General features: G+C 61.8%; 14 protein-coding genes. All 14 read left to right on the top strand.

The annotated features are described in order from the left end of the window. Nucleotides 1-111 precede the first annotated feature (111 nt). The 14 genes from CUJ91_RS17920 to rsmG all read left to right on the top strand — a co-directional run bounded on the left by CUJ91_RS17920 (nt 112) and on the right by rsmG (nt 18,480). Nucleotides 112-1,650: a CoA-acylating methylmalonate-semialdehyde dehydrogenase gene (locus CUJ91_RS17920; protein ID WP_006050826.1), complete on the top strand. Its 1,539-nt coding sequence runs from the start codon at nt 112-114 to the stop codon at nt 1,648-1,650. Nucleotides 1,651-1,783: 133 nt separating this feature from the next. Continuing rightward, nucleotides 1,784-3,496, top strand: coding sequence for a GMC family oxidoreductase (locus CUJ91_RS17915; RefSeq protein ID WP_006050827.1), 1,713 nt, complete (start codon nt 1,784-1,786; stop codon nt 3,494-3,496). A gap of 322 nt (nt 3,497-3,818) precedes the next feature. Continuing rightward, the gene (locus CUJ91_RS17910) at nt 3,819-4,598 is read left to right on the top strand and encodes an ABC transporter ATP-binding protein (RefSeq protein WP_006050828.1); all 780 of its coding nucleotides are present in this window, start codon (nt 3,819-3,821) and stop codon (nt 4,596-4,598) included. Further along, nucleotides 4,595-5,353, top strand: coding sequence for an ABC transporter ATP-binding protein (locus tag CUJ91_RS17905; RefSeq protein ID WP_006050829.1), 759 nt, complete (start codon nt 4,595-4,597; stop codon nt 5,351-5,353). The genes CUJ91_RS17910 and CUJ91_RS17905 overlap by 4 nt, the downstream gene beginning before the upstream one ends. Before the next feature lie 53 nt (nt 5,354-5,406). Beyond that, on the top strand, nt 5,407-6,621 hold the full coding sequence (locus CUJ91_RS17900; protein WP_006050830.1) for an ABC transporter substrate-binding protein: 1,215 nt from the start codon (nt 5,407-5,409) through the stop codon (nt 6,619-6,621). A 164-nt stretch (nt 6,622-6,785) separates the two neighbouring features. Next, entirely contained in the window at nt 6,786-7,670 is an 885-nt protein-coding gene (locus CUJ91_RS17895; protein WP_006050831.1) for a branched-chain amino acid ABC transporter permease, read from the top strand. Next, nucleotides 7,670-8,641, top strand: coding sequence for a branched-chain amino acid ABC transporter permease (locus CUJ91_RS17890; RefSeq protein WP_006050832.1), 972 nt, complete (start codon nt 7,670-7,672; stop codon nt 8,639-8,641). Before CUJ91_RS17895 ends, CUJ91_RS17890 begins: the two co-directional genes overlap by 1 nt. 523 nt (nt 8,642-9,164) lie before the next feature. After that, complete coding sequence (locus tag CUJ91_RS17885) at nt 9,165-10,331, top strand: ABC transporter substrate-binding protein (protein WP_006050833.1); 1,167 nt, start codon at nt 9,165-9,167, stop codon at nt 10,329-10,331. Between the two features lie 387 nt (nt 10,332-10,718). Next, nucleotides 10,719-11,891 (top strand): ABC transporter substrate-binding protein, encoded by a 1,173-nt coding sequence (locus CUJ91_RS17880; protein WP_006050834.1) that lies wholly within the window; start codon nt 10,719-10,721, stop codon nt 11,889-11,891. Nucleotides 11,892-12,055: 164 nt separating this feature from the next. Then, entirely contained in the window at nt 12,056-13,111 is a 1,056-nt protein-coding gene (locus tag CUJ91_RS17875; protein ID WP_006050835.1) for a branched-chain amino acid ABC transporter permease, read from the top strand. Between the two features lie 4 nt (nt 13,112-13,115). Next, entirely contained in the window at nt 13,116-14,900 is a 1,785-nt protein-coding gene (locus CUJ91_RS17870; RefSeq protein WP_006050836.1) for a branched-chain amino acid ABC transporter ATP-binding protein/permease, read from the top strand. Nucleotides 14,901-14,911: 11 nt separating this feature from the next. After that, complete coding sequence (locus tag CUJ91_RS17865) at nt 14,912-15,664, top strand: ABC transporter ATP-binding protein (RefSeq protein WP_006050837.1); 753 nt, start codon at nt 14,912-14,914, stop codon at nt 15,662-15,664. A gap of 162 nt (nt 15,665-15,826) precedes the next feature. After that, the gene (gene mnmG, locus CUJ91_RS17860; RefSeq protein ID WP_114156628.1) at nt 15,827-17,785 is read left to right on the top strand and encodes a tRNA uridine-5-carboxymethylaminomethyl(34) synthesis enzyme MnmG; all 1,959 of its coding nucleotides are present in this window, start codon (nt 15,827-15,829) and stop codon (nt 17,783-17,785) included. Further along, nucleotides 17,782-18,480 carry a 16S rRNA (guanine(527)-N(7))-methyltransferase RsmG gene (gene rsmG / locus CUJ91_RS17855; protein WP_006050839.1) on the top strand — a complete coding sequence of 233 codons (699 nt, stop codon included), beginning with the start codon at nt 17,782-17,784 and terminating at the stop codon, nt 18,478-18,480. The genes mnmG and rsmG overlap by 4 nt, the downstream gene beginning before the upstream one ends. The last annotated feature ends 44 nt before the right edge of the window (nt 18,481-18,524 follow it).

Here is an 18,524-nt window from a genome sequence, read left to right as displayed (position 1 = left end):
TGGATTTCGCGCGACGAAGCGCCGTAACCTCGTATTTCAGTACGCCGTTTTGTGGCGGAAGATAGGCAGCAAACCATCGCGAACGATGGTCCCCAACCGAGAGGACAGAACATGAGCGAGACATATCAGGACGAAACCGTCCGCAGCGCCGCGGGCGTGCGGGCGCTGACGCATTTCATCAACGGCAAGGCCATTGACGGAACGAGCGGCCGTTTCGCCGACGTCTTCAATCCCGCGCTCGGCGAAGTGAGCGCGCGCGTGCCGCTCGGTAGCGTCGCCGAAGTCGATGCGGCCGTCGCCGCCGCCTACGCCGCGTTTCCCGCATGGAGCGAAACGGCGCCGATCAAACGTGCGCGCGTGCTGTTCAAGTTCAAGGAACTGCTCGACCGCCATCACGACGAACTCGCGGAACTCATCACGCGTGAGCACGGCAAGGTGTTTTCCGATGCGAAGGGCGAGGTGATGCGCGGCATCGAAGTGGTCGAGTTTGCCTGCGGCATTCCGAATCTGTTGAAGACGGACTTCACTGACCAGATCGGCGGCGGCATCGACAACTGGAATCTGCGCCAGCCGCTCGGCGTGGTCGCCGGCATCACGCCATTCAATTTTCCGATGATGGTGCCGTGCTGGATGTTTCCGGTCGCGATTGCCTGCGGCAATACGTTTGTGCTGAAACCGTCGGAGCGCGATCCGTCGGCATCGAACCGTATCGCCGAATTGCTCAAAGAGGCCGGTCTGCCCGATGGCGTGTTCAACGTCGTTCACGGCGACAAGGTCGCGGTCGACGCGCTGCTCGTGCATCCCGATGTGAGCGCGGTGTCGTTTGTCGGCTCGACGCCGATTGCCGAGTACATCCACAGCGAAGGCACGCGGCACGGCAAGCGCGTGCAGGCGTTGGGCGGTGCCAAGAATCACCTCGTCGTGATGCCGGACGCCGACCTCGATCAGGCCGTCGACGCGTTGATCGGCGCGGCCTACGGTTCGGCCGGCGAGCGCTGCATGGCAATCTCGGTCGCGGTGGCAGTCGGCCATATCGCGGATGAGCTGGTCGAGCGGCTCACGCCTCGCGTGAAGAGCCTGAAGATTCTGAACGGCATGGAAGCGGCCGCCGAAATGGGACCGTTGGTGACGGCCGCGCATCGCGAGAAAGTGCTCGGCTATATCGAAGCCGGCGTCGCGGCAGGCGCGAAGCTCGTCGTCGATGGCCGCGGTCATCAGGTCGATGGTCACGAGAAAGGCTTCTTCCTCGGCGGCACGTTGTTCGACAATGTGTCGACCGATATGAAGATCTATCGCGAGGAAATTTTCGGGCCGGTGCTGTGCGTGGTGCGCGTGCCCGATTTCGCGTCGGCGGTGGAACTGATCAACGCGAATGAGTTTGCCAACGGCGTGTCGTTGTTCACGTCGGACGGCGGCATCGCGCGCGCGTTCTCGCGGCAGATCCAGATCGGCATGGTCGGCATCAACGTGCCGATTCCCGTGCCGATGGCGTGGCATTCGTTCGGCGGCTGGAAGAAGTCGCTGTTCGGCGATCATCACGCGTACGGCGAGGAAGGCGTGCGGTTTTACACGCGCTACAAGAGCATCATGCAGCGCTGGCCCGACAGCATCGCGAAGGGCGCGGAGTTCACCATGCCGGTCGCGAAGTAGTTCGCGACGTAGTTGGAAGCGGTTCACGGTTGTGGCCTTCGGCGTGCGTCGCGCGTTTCTCGTGACGCGCGCCGAAGGTGTCGATAAAGCCGGGCGTGAAGCCGTCGGCAAAAAATGATTAGGAGACTGAACGATGAGCCACGCGCAAGCTGCGTCTTCGGGGCGGCGTCTCGAAGGCGAATTCGACTACATCATCGTTGGCGCCGGGACGGCGGGCTGCGTGCTCGCCAATCGCCTGACCGAAGATCCGGACGTGCAGGTCCTGTTGCTCGAAGCGGGCGGCAAGGACGACTATCACTGGATTCATGTTCCGGTCGGCTATCTCTACTGCATCGGCAATCCTCGCACTGACTGGCTTTATAAAACGCAGGCCGAGCCGGGGCTAAACGGCCGCGCGCTCTCGTATCCGCGCGGCCGCGTGCTCGGCGGCAGTTCGTCGATCAACGGCATGATCTATATGCGCGGCCAGCGCGAGGATTACGACGAATGGGCACGCGTGACCAACGACGCGTCGTGGTCGTGGGACGCCGTGCTGCCCGTCTTCAAACGCAGCGAGGACCACTACGCGGGTGCGAGCGAATCGCATGGCGCGGGCGGTCCGTGGCGCGTCGAGAAGCAACGCCTCAAATGGAAAATACTCGAGGAGTTCGCGAAGGCCGCGCAGGAAACCGGCATTCCCGCCACCGACGACTTCAATCGCGGCGACAACACGGGAGTCGGCTACTTCGACGTCAACCAGAAGCGCGGCATTCGCTGGAATGCTTCGAAAGCGTTCTTGCGCCCCGCGATGAGGCGGCCGAATCTCACGATCATCACCGGCGCGCATACGCAGCGCGTCATATTCGAAGGACGCCGTTGCACGGGCGTCGAATATCGCGGCAACGAGATCGACTACGTGGCCAAAGCGCGCTGCGAAGTCATACTGAGTTCGGGCGCGGTGAACTCGCCGCAATTGCTCGAGCTATCCGGCATTGGTAACGGCGCGCGTCTGCACAACCTCGGTATCGAAGTCGTCAACGATCTGCGCGGTGTCGGCGAAAACTTGCAGGACCATTTGCAACTGCGCATGGCTTATCAGGTCGACGGCGTGCGCACGTTGAACACGGCGTCCGCCCATTGGTGGGGCAAGCTGATGATCGGCGTGCAGTACGCGCTGTTTCAAAGCGGCCCCATGTCGATGTCGCCGTCGCAACTGGGCGCGTTCGCGAAGTCCGATCCCGACGATCGCTCGCTCGCGCGGCCCGACCTCGAATATCACGTGCAGCCGCTTTCACTCGATCGCTTCGGCGAACCGCTGCACCGGTTCAATGCATTCACGGCATCCGTGTGTCAGTTGCGGCCGACTTCGCGCGGCAGCATTCATATCGAATCGGCGGACTCGTCGGCGCCGCCGTTGATCGCGCCCAACTATCTGTCGACGGATTATGACCGCCATGTGGCGGCGAACGCGTTGCGTCTCACGCGCCGCATTGCTGCCGCGCCTGCGCTCGCGCGTTACCAGCCGCGGGAAATCTTGCCGGGTATCGAGTATCAGAGCGAGGAAGAACTGCAACGTGCGGCAGGGCTTGTGGGCACCACGATCTTCCATCCTGTCGGCACATGCCGCATGGGCACGACCGACGATCCCGCTGCGGTCGTCGACAACAGGCTACGAGTTATCGGGGTGGATGGGCTGCGCGTGGTCGACGCATCGGTCATGCCTACCATCACATCGGGCAACACGAACTCGCCTACGTTGATGATCGCGGAGCGCGCAAGCGACATGATCCGCGAGGATCGCCGCGCGCGCGTGGCCGGCAGCGTGACCGCGCAGGCAGGCAAGGCAGTCTCGATGACCGCAGCCTGACACACATCTCGCATCGCGGCACGCGCCATGCGTGCCGCGCATTCCAAGCACAGTCGCGTGCATCCACACGCCGCCTGTCTCCAATGAGAGACTGCCGTGCGCGGTCGCACACGCATCATCCACTAAGTGCAAATCCCAATGAATGCGCTGCATCATTGGCGCGACAATGGCAGCCATGCTGCGTGTTGCCCCAGGGATTACCGTCCGGATTGGTGCAGCACGCCAACGAGCGTGCACGGGGTGCCGCCGTCCAAATTAAAAGTCGCGCAAGGCTTCGCGCGAAAGCTCGTAGTGCTTCGCCTAACTCCGTATGGAAGGGAACATGATTCTCGGCGATACGATTCTCGAAACGCGCGGCCTCACCCGTGAGTTCAAAGGCTTCATTGCCGTGAACGGCGTGAACCTGCGCGTGCGCCGTGGCTCGATCCATGCGCTGATCGGCCCCAATGGAGCAGGCAAGACCACCTGCTTCAACCTGCTCACCAAGTTCCTCGAACCGACAGCCGGCCAGATCGTCTTTAACGGCGTCGACATTACGAAAGAGCGGCCGGCGCAAATCGCGCGGCGCGGCATCATTCGTTCGTTCCAGATTTCCGCTGTGTTTCCGCATCTGACGGCATTGCAGAATGTGCGCATCGGTTTGCAGCGCTCGCTCGGCACGGCTTTTCATTTCTGGAAAAGCGAGCGCACGCTGCGCCAACTCGACGACCGGGCGATGGACCTGCTCACGCAAGTGGGCCTGACCGATTTCGCCGATGTACTGACCGTCGAACTCTCATACGGCCGCAAGCGCGCGCTGGAAATCGCCACCACGCTCGCGATGGAACCCGAACTCATGCTGCTCGACGAGCCGACGCAAGGCATGGGCCACGAGGACGTCGATCGCGTGACGGCATTAATCAAGAAAGTATCGAGCGGCCGCACGATTCTGATGGTCGAACACAACATGAACGTGATTGCCGGCATCTCCGACACGATCACCGTGCTGCAACGAGGCGAAGTGCTCGCCGAGGGCACGTATGCCGACGTGTCGAAGAATCCGCTCGTGATGCAAGCCTATATGGGCAGCGCCGACGCGGCGCTCGCCGGAGCCCACGCATGAACACAATTGCCGAGCGCGAAAGCCTCGAGGTGAGCGGCAAGGCCGCTGGCGCGCCCGCGCTCGAAATCACGGGATTGCAGGCCTGGTATGGCGAGTCGCACATCCTGCATGGCGTCGATCTGACCGTGGACCGCGGCGAGGTTGTCACGCTGCTCGGACGCAACGGGGCGGGGCGCACCACGACATTGCGCGCGATCATGGGACTCACGGGTCGGCGCACGGGCTCGATCCGCATCGGCGGACGTGAAACGATCAATCTGCCCACGCATCGCATCGCGCATTGCGGCATTGGCTATTGTCCCGAAGAGCGCGGCATTTTTTCGAGCCTCTCGTGCGAGGAAAATCTGTTGTTGCCGCCGCCTGTCGGCGACAAGGCGCACATGATGTCGCTCGAGGAAATCTATTCGATGTTCCCGAATCTGCAGGAACGCCGCATGAGCCAGGGCACGCGGCTCTCAGGCGGCGAACAGCAGATGCTCGCGGTTGCGCGCATACTGCGCACCGGCGCGAGCCTGCTGCTGCTCGACGAGATTTCCGAAGGGCTCGCGCCTGTCATCGTGCAGGCGCTCGCGCGCATGATCGTCACGTTGAAGGCGCGCGGCTACACGATCGTGATGGTCGAACAGAATTTCCGCTTTGCCGCGCCACTTGCCGATCGCTTCTATGTGATGGAGCACGGTACGATCGTCGAACACTTCGGGGCAAGTGAACTCGAAAGCAAGATGCCGGTGCTGCACGATTTGCTGGGCGTGTAGAGAGCGCGCCCAACTGCCTCTGATAACCACAAGCGAAGAACCAGGAGACACGAATGAAAAAGAACCCACTCGCGCGGCTTGCCTCAGTTTGTTTCGCGGTCGCCGCCGGCGCCGCTATCACGATGAGTAGCGCGCAAGCGGCTGACGACGCAGTGAAGATCGGTTTCATCACCGACATGTCGGGGCTTTACGCGGACATCGACGGCCAGGGCGGCCTCGAGGCGATCCGCATGGCGGTTGCCGATTTCGGCGGCAAGGTCAACGGCAAGCCGATCACCGTGCTGTATGCGGATCACCAGAACAAGGCGGACATCGCGGCATCGCGCGCACGCGAATGGATGGATCGCGAGGGACTCGATCTGCTGATCGGCGGCACGAACTCGGCAACCGGCCTGTCGATGAACACCGTCGCCGGTGAAAAGCACAAGGTGTACATCAGCATCGGCGCGGGCGCGGACACGCTGACCAACGAGCAATGCACGCCGTACACGATTCACTATGCGTACGACACGACGGCGCTCGCAAAAGGCACCGGCTCAGCGGTCGTGAAGCAGGGCGGCAAGTCGTGGTACTTCCTGACGGCCGACTATGCGTTCGGCAAAGCGCTTGAAAAGAACACGTCGGACGTGGTGAAGGCGACCGGCGGCCAGGTGCTGGGCGCGGTGCGTCATCCGTTGTCGGCGTCGGATTTCTCGTCGTTCCTGTTGCAGGCACAGTCGTCGAAGGCGCAGGTTCTCGGTCTCGCCAATGCGGGCGGCGACACGATCAACTCGATCAAGGCCGCGAAGGAATTCGGCATTACGAAGAGCATGAAGCTCGCCGCGCTGCTGATGTTCATCAACGACGTGCACAGTCTCGGTCTTGAAACAACACAAGGTCTCGTGCTGACCGATAGCTGGTACTGGAACAAGGACGCGAACACGCGCAAGTGGGCGCAGCGTTACTTCGACAAGATGCGCAAGATGCCGTCGAGCCTGCAGGCCGCCGACTATTCGGCGACGATGAATTACCTGAAAGCGGTGCAGGCAGTCGGCTCGACCGACTCCGAGAAAGTCATGGCGCAACTGAAGAAGACGAAGATCGACGACTTCTATGCGAAGGGCTACATCCGTCAGGACGGCAGCATGATCCACGACATGTACCTGATGCAGGTGAAGACGCCGGCTGAGTCGAAAGAGCCGTGGGACTACTACAAGATCACCGCGACGATTCCGGGCGAGCAGGCGTTCACGACGAAGTCGGAAACGCGCTGCGCGCTGTGGAAATAAGCGCGGATTGACGGCCTGACTGTGACGGCTGGCTGTCCGCGTGGGCAGTCAGCCGTTCGCTTCGCTTCGCTTCATATGCCGCGCGCGGCCGGCGTGATGCGCGCTTCGCGTGCCGGCCCGATCGTGCGCAACCGATCTCGCCTTGACGATAGGTGAAGGCTTCAATGGACATCTTTGGCATTCCGCTTCCCGCGATGCTGAGCCAGTTGCTGCTCGGACTCGTGAACGGCTCGTTCTACGCAATTCTGAGTCTGGGCCTTGCGGTGATCTTCGGCCTGCTGAACGTGATCAACTTCGCGCACGGCGCGTTGTTCATGCTCGGCGCGATGCTCGCGTGGATGGGTTTCTCGTACTTCGGCGTGCCGTACTGGCCGATGCTGATCATCGCGCCGCTGCTCGTCGGCCTGTTCGGCGTACTGATAGAACGCTCGATGCTGCGCTGGCTGTACAAGCTCGATCATCTGTACGGGCTGTTGCTCACGTTCGGGCTGACGCTCGTCGTGGAAGGCGTGTTCCGCTCCATCTACGGCTCGTCCGGTCAGCCTTACGACGTGCCATCGGCGTTGTCGGGCGCGACCAACCTCGGCTTCATGTTCCTGCCGAATTATCGCGCGTGGGTCGTCGTGGCGTCGCTCATCGTCTGCTTCGCGACGTGGTTCGTGATCGAGAAGACACGGCTTGGCGCCTATCTGCGCGCGGGCACGGAGAACCCCAAGCTCGTCGAGGCGTTCGGCATCAACGTGCCGCTGATGATCACGCTCACCTACGGCTTCGGCGTCGCGCTCGCCGCGTTTGCCGGCGTGCTCGCCGCGCCCGTCATCCAGGTGTCGCCGCTGATGGGCCAGCCGATGATCATCACCGTGTTCGCGGTCGTGGTGATCGGCGGAATGGGTTCCATCATGGGCTCGATTCTCACGGGCCTCATGCTCGGCGTGATCGAAGGACTGACGCGCGTGTTCTATCCGGAGGCGTCGGCGACCGTGGTGTTCGTCATCATGGCGCTCGTGTTGCTGGTGCGTCCGGCGGGTCTCTTCGGCAAGGAAAAATGATGCAGAGAAAACTGCTCTACGGTCTGCTGCTGCTCGCGCTCCTCGCGGTGCCCGTGCTCGGCATCTATCCGCTCTTCGTGATGAAGGTGATGTGCTTCGCGCTCTTCGCCGCCGCGTTCAATCTGCTGATCGGATACACGGGGCTGCTGTCGTTCGGCCACGCGATGTTTCTCGCGTCGGCAGGTTACGTCACCGGTTATGCGATGCAGACGCTCGGCTTTTCGCCCGAGCTCGGCGTGCTTGCGGGCACTGCTTGCGCGACGCTGCTGGGGTTTGTCGTCGGCATCTTCGCGATTCGCCGCCAGGGCATTTACTTTGCGATGGTGACGCTCGCGCTCGCACAAATGGTCTACTTCGTGTTCCTGCAAGCGCCGTTCACACATGGCGAGGACGGTCTGCAAGGCGTGCCGCGCGGCAAGCTTTTCGGCGTGCTGGATCTTTCGTCCGACGTCGCGCTGTACTTTGTCGTGCTGGCGATCATGGTGCTCGCGTTCCTGCTGATCGTGCGGATCGTGCATTCGCCGTTCGGTCAGGTGCTCGTCGCGATCAAGGAAAACGAGCCGCGCGCCGTGTCGCTCGGCTACGATACCGACCGCTTCAAGTTGCTGGCCTTCATTCTCTCGGCGGGGCTTGCGGGACTCGCAGGGTCGCTGAAGGTCGTGGTGCAAGGCTTCGAAACTTTGAGCGATGCGTATTGGACGATGTCGGGCCTCGTCGTGCTGATGACGCTCGTCGGCGGCATGGGCACGCTGTTCGGGCCGCTGCTCGGCGCGGCGCTGATCGTGGCTCTTGAAGATCGGCTGGGCGACATCGGCAGCGCGCTCGCTTCGACGACGGGCGTCGAATGGTTCCGCTCATTGGGCGAATCGGTGACGATCGTGACGGGCGTGATCTTTATCGCCTGCGTGCTCGCGTTCCGGCGCGGGATCGTGGGCGAGATCATCGCGCGCGTTCGTCCGTTGCGCGCCTGAGCGGTGCAGTCCGGTTGCAGTGCATCGAATTACTTCGGCGTCCGATCTAATTGCGCTGCTTTGCAGTATGACCGGTCGATACCGCTTGAGCCCTTATTCACGTATCCTGCGGCAACGGCGCTTAAACGCGCCCCAATTTAGTGCCGCACTGCACCACTAGGGTAATTGCTAGTTGTGGCATGGGGGGTGCTCGTTTAACCTTCATGCAGTTCTGATGCACCACGAATTTGCAGGTGGAGAACGAGGAGACATGAGGCACTAAGTGCCCACACGAAAGCGCTGTTGGATTGATATCCAACAGCGCTTTTTATTTTTGTTTTCCAAATAGCGCCATTCAAATCTTTTGCTAACTCGGTGACCGTTTTATGTCGCCGACGATTCGCTCATTTGCCACGCCACAGCCCGTCAAAACGCTTGCGGCGTGCGGCTCGCCTCCGCTACACTCCTCATTCACCGACCGCTGGGTCGGGATTTAATTCACGAATTTAATTTGAATTGTTTTAACGGGGCACAGAGGAGCGGGATGAAGTCGGCATTGCGTTGGATCAGCGCGGCATTGGTCGCCACCGGAGTTTCGGCTGCATGGAGCGGCCCTGTATTCGCGGACGTGAAAATCGGCGTCACTGTCTCGGCAACCGGCCCGGCCGCATCGCTCGGCATCCCGGAGAAAAACACCATCGCGTTGCTGCCCAAGGAAGTGGCCGGGCAGAAGATCGATTACATCGTGCTCGACGACGCGACGGATTCCACGCAAGCCGTCAAGAACGCCCGCAAGCTCACCAGCGAAGATCACGTCGACGCGATGATCGGCTCGACCGTCGTGCCGAATTCGCTCGCCATGATGGACGTCGCCGCGGAAAACACCACGCCGGTTATCTCTCTGGCTGCTGCCGCAAGCATCGTCGAGCCAATGGACGCAAAGCGCGCGTGGGTCTTCAAGACGCCGCAAAACGACATCCTGATGGCCACCGCGATCGCGCAGCACATGTCCAACCAGGGCGTGAAGACGGTCGCGTTCATCGGCTTCTCGGACGGCTACGGCGAGAGCTGGTTCAAGGAATTCAGCAAGGCCGCCGACCTCGCGAAGATCAAGGTCGTGGCGAACGAACGCTTCGCGCGCAACGACGCGTCGGTCACGGGCCAGGTGCTGAAGATCATGTCGCAGAACCCGGACGCGGTGCTGATCGCAGGCGCGGGCACACCCGCAGCGCTGCCGCAGAAAACGCTCAGGGAGCGTGGTTACAAGGGCAAGTACTACCAGACGCACGGCGTCGCGAATAACGACTTCCTGCGCGTGTGCGGCAAGGACTGCGAGGGTACATATCTGCCGGCTGGCCCGCTGCTCGTCGCGGAGCAACTGCCCGATTCGAATCCGGTGAAGAAGAGCGCGCTCGCCTACAAGCGCGCGTACGAAGGCGCATATGGCGCGGGCTCGGTGTCGACTTTCGGCGGTCACGCATGGGACGCGGGTCTGCTGCTGCAACGCGCGATTCCTCTCGCGCTGAAGAAAGGGCAGCCCGGCACGCCGGCGTTCCGCGAAGCGCTGCGCGCCGCGCTCGAAGGCACGAAAGATCTGCCTGCATCGCATGGCATCTTCAACATGAGCGCGAACGACCATGCCGGTCTCGATCAGCGGGCGCGCGTGATGGTGCAGATTGTCGGCGGCAAGTGGAAGTTGTCCGGCGACTGAGCAAGGGCGAAGCAATAGTCGACCTCATACAAAAAGACGCGTGCAGTTGACGCGTCTTTTTTATTGCCTCGGTTGCTTTTTGCAGCGCTGTATCGACGCCGCGAGTGTGGTTGTGCGGCTTCAGGACAAACCCGCATTTGGGTTGCAGTCTATTGACCGTCGGCGCGACACGACGCAATACTACTAACATGTTAGTGTTTTGTGCACGCCAGTTCGGAAACGACATTTCAGGAATCGCAGCAGCAGGGAGTGACCTACAAGCGGCGAAGGCTATCTCGTTGAGCAGGGAAAACCATGCTTGGCACAGCCGGACCCTATAACTAGATTCAGACACCCGACCCACGAGTCGGATCACAGATACGCACTTCGGAGCGTTGGAGACTTGCAATGGCAATGACAAAGACAAAGACAAAGCAATGGGTACGGACTGGCATCGCGATGGCATTGATGTGCGGTGCAGGCGCGGCGTTCGCTCAGGTGAAGATCGGCGTGACGCTGTCGACCACGGGGCCGGCTGCATCGCTCGGGATTCCTGAGAAAAACACGATTGCGTTGCTGCCGAAAGAGATCGGCGGCAAGACGGTGCAGTACATCATCCTCGATGACGCGTCCGATACGGGCAAGGCCGTGCAGAACACGCGCAAGCTGATCGACGAAGATCACGTCGACGCGATCATCGGCTCAACCGTCACGCCGAATTCGCTGGCCATGCTCGATCCCGCATCAGAAGGCAAGACGCCGGTCATTTCGCTCGCGGCTTCCGCTGCGATCATCTCGCCGATGGACGCGAAGCGCGCATGGGCCTTCAAACCGCCGCAGAACGACAGCCTGATGGCCGACGCCATTGCCGAGTACATGGAGCATCACGGCGTGAAGACGGTCGGCTTCATCGGCTTCGCGGATGCCTACGGCGATAGCTGGAACAAGGTGTTCACAACCGCAGCCGCTGCGCACAACCTGAAGATCGTGACGAACGAGCGCTTCAACCGTACCGACGCTTCGGTGACGGGCCAGGTGCTCAAGACGATGGGTGCGAATCCCGACGCGGTCCTGATCGCAGGCTCCGGCACGCCGGCTGCGCTGCCGGCCAAGACGCTTAAGGAGCGCGGCTACAAGGGCAAGATTTATCAGACGCACGGCGTCGCGAATAACGACTTCCTGCGCGTGTGCGCCAAGGACTGCGAAGGCGAAATTCTGCCGGCCGGTCCGATCCTCGTCGCCGATCAATTGCCGGAGTCGAATCCGGTGAAGAAGTCGTCGCTGGCCTATAAGGCGGCGTACGAGAAAGCCTACGGCGCGGGTTCGGTCGCGACCTTCGGCGGTCATGCATGGGACGCCGGCCAGATGCTGCAACGTGCGATTCCGGAGGCTTTGAAGACGGCTCAACCGGGCACCGAAGCATTCCGCGTGGCACTGCGCGGCGCGCTGGAAAGCATCAAGGAACTGCCGGTCTCGCACGGCATCATGAACACGACCACGACTGACCACAACGGCCTCGACAAGCGCGCACGCGTGATCGTCGAGATCGTCGACGGCAAGTGGAAGCTGCAGAACGACTAATACAAAGCGACTCATAGAAAGCGGTACGCGCCTCTCGTGAAGTGCGGCACATGACGCCGCACTGCCATTCTGTTCGATGACAATGGCACCGACCGCCGCGCCGTGCTCCGGCGCGGCGGTCGTCTTTTTCCAGTTTCGATTTCGACGCTTCAGGACGAGGAAGTATGGATCTATCAATTGCGGCGATCCTCGCGCAGGACGGCATCACGACGGGCGCCATTTACGCGTTGCTCGCGCTCGCGCTGGTGCTGGTGTTCTCCGTGACGCGGGTGATCTTCATCCCGCAGGGCGAGTTTGTTTCGTATGGCGCGCTCACGCTCGCCGCGTTGCAAACCCAAAAGTTTCCGGCCACCTGCTGGCTGCTGATGGCGATGGGCGCGGCATGCTTCGTCGTCGAAGTAGTGGGATTCGTGCGGCACGCGGAACGGCGCCGGCATGCGGCGCGCACGCTGGCCGTACTGGTCGGCAAGTATCTGCTGTTTCCGGTTGCGGTTTATGCGCTGACGCAAGGTGTTTTCCTTCACCCTCTGCCGATGATCGCGCAGATCGCGTTGACGCTCCTGATCGTGATTCCGATGGGACCGTTTGTTTACCGGCTCGCGTATGAGCCGATCGCCGAGGCGACCACGCTGTTGCTGCTGATCGTCGCAGTGGCGGTGCATTTCGCGATGGTGGGCCTCGGTCTCGTGATGTTCGGCGCGGAAGGCTCGCGCACCACCGCGTTTTCGGACGCGACGTTCAACCTGGGCAGCCTGTCGATTTCAGGACAAAGCCTGTGGGTGGTCGGCACGGCGGTCGTGCTGATCGGCGCACTGTATCTGTACTTTGACCGCTCGATCTCCGGCAAGGCATTGCGCGCGACATCCGTGAACCGGCTCGGCGCGCGGCTCGTCGGCATCGGCACGACGCAAGCAGGGCGGCTCGCGTTCACGCTCGCCGCGGGCCTTGGCGCGCTGTGCGGCATTCTCGTCGCGCCGTTGACCACCATCTACTACGACTCGGGCTTCCTGATCGGCCTGAAGGGCTTCGTGGGGGCGATTATCGGCGGGCTCGTCAGCTATCCGCTGGCGGCGGCCGGCTCGATCCTCGTCGGTCTGCTGGAGTCGTACTCGTCGTTCTGGGCGAGCGCCTACAAGGAAGTGATCGTGTTCACGCTGATCATCCCGGTGCTGCTCTGGCGCAGTCTCGCCAGCCCGCACGCCGAAGAGGAAGAGGAGTGACGCGATGAAACGGATCATGAAAAACAAGTTCTTCTGGCTGTTCCTCGTCGTGCTGTTCGCGTTGCCGGTGTTGCCGCGGCCGATTCACGTCCCCGAATACTGGGTGACGCTGCTTAATTACATCGGCCTCTATTCGATCGTGGCGATCGGGCTCGTGCTGCTGACGGGCATCGGCGGGATGACGAGTTTCGGGCAGGCGGCGTTTGTCGGCATCGGCGCCTATGCGACGGCGTACCTGACCACGCGCTTCGGCGTCTCGCCGTGGCTCGCGCTAATCGCCGGCGTGTTGGTGACGGCGTTGATCGCGCTGATTCTGGGTCTCGTGACGATGCGCCTGTCCGGCCACTTTCTGCCGCTCGGCACGATCGCATGGGGACTCTCGCTGTTTTACCTGTTCGGCAATCTGGAGATGCTGGGCAAGTACGACGGCATCAACGGTATTCCGGTGCTGAACGTTTTCGGCATCGACCTTGAGTCTGGCCGCCATATCTATTACCTGATCTGGCTGGTCGTGCTCGGTGCCGTAGTTTCTGTTCAAAACCTGCTTAACAGCCGGCCTGGACGGGCGATCCGCGCGCTGCGCGGCGGCGGCATGATGGCCGAAGCAATGGGCGTGAATACGGCGTGGATGCGCGTCGTCATTTTCGTCTACGCGGCGGTGCTGGCTTCCGTGTCCGGTTTTCTGTACGCGCATTTGCAGCGGGCGGTGAATCCGACGCCGTTCGGACTGAATCACGGCATCGAATTCCTGTTCATGGCGGTGGTGGGCGGGGTGTCGCATGTGTGGGGGGCGGTGCTCGGCGCGGCCATCCTCACGGTATTGCAGGACTATTTGCAAACGCTGCTGCCGAAGTTGCTCGGCGAGAACGGCAACTTCGAGGTGATCGTCTTCGGCATTCTGATGGTGCTGTTGCTGCAATACGCGCGGCAGGGCGTCTGGCCTTTCGTCGCGCGTTTCTTCCCGCGTGGGCCGCGCGCGCATCTGCCGGATCACGCGGATCCGTTGCCGCAGCGCAGCAAGCCGACGGCCGGCGAAAGCCTGTTGACGGTGAACAAGGCGCGCAAGCAGTTCGGCGGTCTGGTTGCGGTGAACGACGTCAGCTTTGAAGTAAAAGCAGGGCAGATCATCGGCTTGATCGGCCCGAACGGCGCCGGCAAATCGACCACGTTCAACCTGGTGACGGGCGTGCTGCAAGCGACGAGCGGCGAAATCTCGTTCCGCGGCGAGCGGATCGACTCGCTCAGTTCACGTGAAATCGTCAAGCGGGGAATCGGCCGCACGTTTCAGCACGTCAAGCTGCTGCCGGGCATGACTGTGCTCGAGAACGTCGCAATTGGCGCGCATTTGCGGGGGCATGCGGGTGTCTGGCGAAGCGTCGTGCGCCTGAATGGCGTCGAAGAAGCGCGGTTGATGGCCGAGGCGGCTCGTCAGATCCGGCGCGTCGGACTCGAGCAGCACATGTACGACGAAGCCGGAAGTCTCGCGCTCGGGCAGCAACGGATTCTCGAAATCGCGCGCGCACTGTGCTGCGATCCGACATTGCTCCTGCTCGACGAGCCGGCGGCCGGCTTGCGATATCAGGAAAAGTTGCAGTTGGCGGACTTGCTTCGCCGGCTGAAGGCGGAAGGGATGAGTGTGCTGCTGGTCGAGCACGACATGGACTTTGTGATGAATCTGACCGACCGGCTAGTCGTGATGGAATTCGGCACGCGTATCGCCGAAGGTCTGCCGCAGGAAGTGCAGCAGGACCCGGCTGTGCTCGAGGCGTACCTCGGCGGGGTGGAGTAATGGAGAACGACATGAATGCAGCGGCACCGATTCTCGATGTGAACGGTCTTTCCGTGCGCTACGGCAAAGTCGAGGCACTGCACGGCGCGGCGATCAAGGTACGGGCCGGCCAGATCGTGTCGGTGATCGGGCCGAACGGCGCGGGCAAATCGACGTTGCTGAACGCGATCATGGGCGCCTTGCCGCCTACGGGGCACGCTAAGGGTGCGGTTGTCTACCAGGGCGAGGACGTCAGCGCGGTGCCGGTTGAGAAGCGCGTGGCTCGCGGCATGTGTCTGGTGCCGGAGAAGCGCGAGCTTTTCGCGTCGATGACCGTCGAGGACAACCTCGTTCTGGGCGCTTACCGGCGCAAGCGGGCGGGCGAGCGTAACTTCCTGGATCAAATCGAACCGGTCTTTGAACTCTTCCCGCGCCTGAAGGAGCGCCGCAAGCAGGCGGCAGGGACGTTGTCCGGCGGTGAGCGGCAGATGCTCGCCGTAGGGCGCGCGCTGATGGGCAAACCGGACTTGCTGATGCTGGATGAGCCGAGTCTGGGTCTTGCACCGTTGATCGTGAAGGAGATTTTTCACATCATCAGCGCGCTGCGCCAGACGGGAGTGGCGACGCTTCTGATCGAGCAGAACGCGCGCGCTGCGCTGCAAATTTCCGACTATGGCTACGTGCTCGAAACCGGCGAGTTGGCGCTGGAAGGCGCGGCGGCTGAATTGGCGCAGAATCCGCGGGTTATCGAGACTTATCTGGGGCTGGCCAAAAAGGCAGCCTGAGCGTTCTTTTCGAGGGTTCTTAAGCGGCGTGTTTCACGTGAAACACGCCGCTTTTTTTGTCTTAGGCCATCCGGCCGAATTCGGGCCGAAACCGAACCCGTTATAATTCGCCCAATACTTTTCTTTTGAAGGCTCACGCGACGATCTGGCGTGAGATCCGCGATGCTTTTTCCCACAGAATTTGACGTAATCGTTGTCGGTGGAGGCCACGCCGGCACCGAGGCCGCTTTGGCCTCCGCGCGCATGGGCAATAAAACGCTCCTGCTCACGCACAACATCGAAACGCTTGGACAGATGAGCTGCAATCCGTCGATCGGCGGCATTGGCAAGGGCCATCTGGTCAAGGAAGTCGACGCGCTCGGCGGCGCTATGGCGGCCGCGACGGACGAAGGTGGAATCCAGTTCCGCATTCTCAACTCGTCTAAGGGGCCGGCTGTGCGTGCTACGCGCGCCCAAGCCGACCGACTGCTTTACAAGCAGGCGATTCGTCATCGTTTGGAAAATCAGCCGAACTTGTGGCTTTTCCAGCAGGCTGTCGACGATCTGATGGTCGAAGGGGATCGCGTCGTCGGTGCGGTTACGCAGGTGGGAATCCGCTTCCGCTCGCGCGCTGTCGTGCTGACGGCGGGGACTTTCCTCGACGGCAAAATCCACGTTGGGTTGAACAATTACACGGGCGGCCGGGCGGGCGATCCGGCGGCCGTCTCGCTGTCGGCGCGTTTGAAGGAGCTCAAGCTCCCGCAAGGACGTCTCAAAACGGGGACGCCGCCGCGGATTGACGGTCGCACGATCGATTTCTCGCAGCTTGAAGAGCAACCGGGCGACCTCGATCCGGTGCCAGTATTTTCGTTTCTCGGTCGGGCGGAGCAGCATCCGCGGCAAGTGCCGTGCTGGGTGACGCATACCAACGAGCGTACGCACGACATCATCCGCGGTGGATTGGATCGCTCGCCGATGTACACGGGCGTCATTGAAGGAGTGGGGCCGCGGTACTGCCCGTCCATTGAGGACAAGATTCACCGCTTCGCGTCGAAGGAATCGCATCAGATTTTCCTGGAACCGGAAGGGCTGACGACCAACGAGTTTTACCCGAACGGGATTTCGACCAGCCTGCCATTCGATGTGCAGCTTGAGCTCGTGCGGTCGATGCGTGGGTTAGAGCATGCGCACATCCTGCGACCGGGTTACGCGATCGAGTACGATTATTTTGATCCGCGCGGCTTGAAGGCGTCGCTGGAGACTAAGGTAATTAGCGGGTTGTTCTTCGCGGGTCAGATCAACGGCACTACTGGCTATGAGGAGGCTGCGGCTCAAGGGCTGCTGGCTGGCATCAACGCTGGTCTGTTCGTCCAAGGGAAGGACGCGTGGTGTCCGCGTCGCGATCAGGCGTACCTCGGTGTGCTGGTCGACGATCTCGTCACGCGCGGCGTCTCCGAGCCGTATCGCATGTTCACGAGCCGCGCCGAGTACCGGTTGAGCTTGCGCGAGGACAACGCGGATATGCGGCTGACGGAAATCGGCCGCGAGTTGGGCGTGGTGGACGACGTTCGGTGGGACGCGTTCAGCCGCAAGCGCGACGCTGTTTCACGTGAAACAGAGCGGCTACGGACAACCTGGGTGAACCCCAAGACGCTATCCGCCGACGAAGCGACGGCCTTGCTCGGCAAGCCTATCGATCACGAATACAGTCTGGCGGATCTGCTGCGTCGGCCCGGCGTCAGCTATGACGGCGTTTGCGCGCTCCGGGATGGGGCTTGCGCCGCGCCCGGGACCTTGGCGGAAGACGAGGTATTGTTCGCTCAGATCAAGGAACAGATCGAAATCGGTATCAAGTATCAGGGCTATATCGACCGTCAGGCGGATGAGATCGAACGGAACGAGGCGCACGAGAGCACGCGCTTGCCGGAAGGCTTGGACTACGCGGAAGTAAGAGGGCTGTCGTTCGAAGCGCGCCAGAAGCTGACGCAGTTCCGTCCCGAGACTATCGGTCAGGCATCGCGCATTTCGGGGATCACGCCCGCAGCCATTTCGTTGCTGATGGTGCACCTGAAGCGTGGGCTCGGCCGCCGCGCCACAAAGCCCGCGGAGCCGGGCGCCGACAGCTCGCCGGTGGCGCAATGACGTCGAAGCAGAAGGGCAGCGACCGGGAAGCGTTGGCGCAGCTACTCACGGACGGCACACGTGAGCTCGGTCTCCTCGACCTGAGCGACGCTCAACTTGGCAAGCTGCTCGACTACGTCGCTTTGCTGGGTAAATGGAACGCTGTATATAACCTGACGGCGATCCGCGATCCGCGACAGATGCTGATTCAGCACATTCTCGACTCGCTTTCCATCGTGCCGCATCTGGCGCTGCGCAATCCGCGCTCCGTGCTCGACGTGGGTTCCGGCGGTGGCTTGCCGGGGATCGTGCTGGCGATTGTCCTACCGGATTGCGGCGTCACCGTGAACGACATCGTTCATAAGAAAACGGCTTTTCAGGCGCAGGCGAAGGCCGAGTTGGGGCTCACCAATCTGTCAGTGGTGACGGGGCGCGTCGAGACCTTGCAACCTGGCGCCGAAGTGCCGGCAAAGTTCGACGTAATCGTCTCGCGAGCATTCGCAGAACTCGCCGATTTCGTTACACTGGCCCGTCATCTCGTCGCGGAGCACGGCGCGATCTTGGCGATGAAGGGCGTGCGCCCGGACGGCGAGATCGAGCGCTTGCCGGCAGGCGCCCACGTGGAGCAAACGGTGCGGCTCCAGGTGCCGTTTCTCGACGCCGAGCGCCATCTGGTCACCGTTCTCGTCGACGAAGCCCGTCAGGCCTCGAAGTGACATTCGCCGCTCATCAGTTTGACCACGTAACTACATCTTCAGGC

Origin of the sequence: Paraburkholderia graminis (assembly GCF_003330785.1) — a bacterium.
GTDB classification, from domain to species: domain Bacteria; phylum Pseudomonadota; class Gammaproteobacteria; order Burkholderiales; family Burkholderiaceae; genus Paraburkholderia; species Paraburkholderia graminis.
Note: the sequence above shows the minus strand (reverse complement) of the source record. Positions and strands in the feature narration are given on the sequence as shown.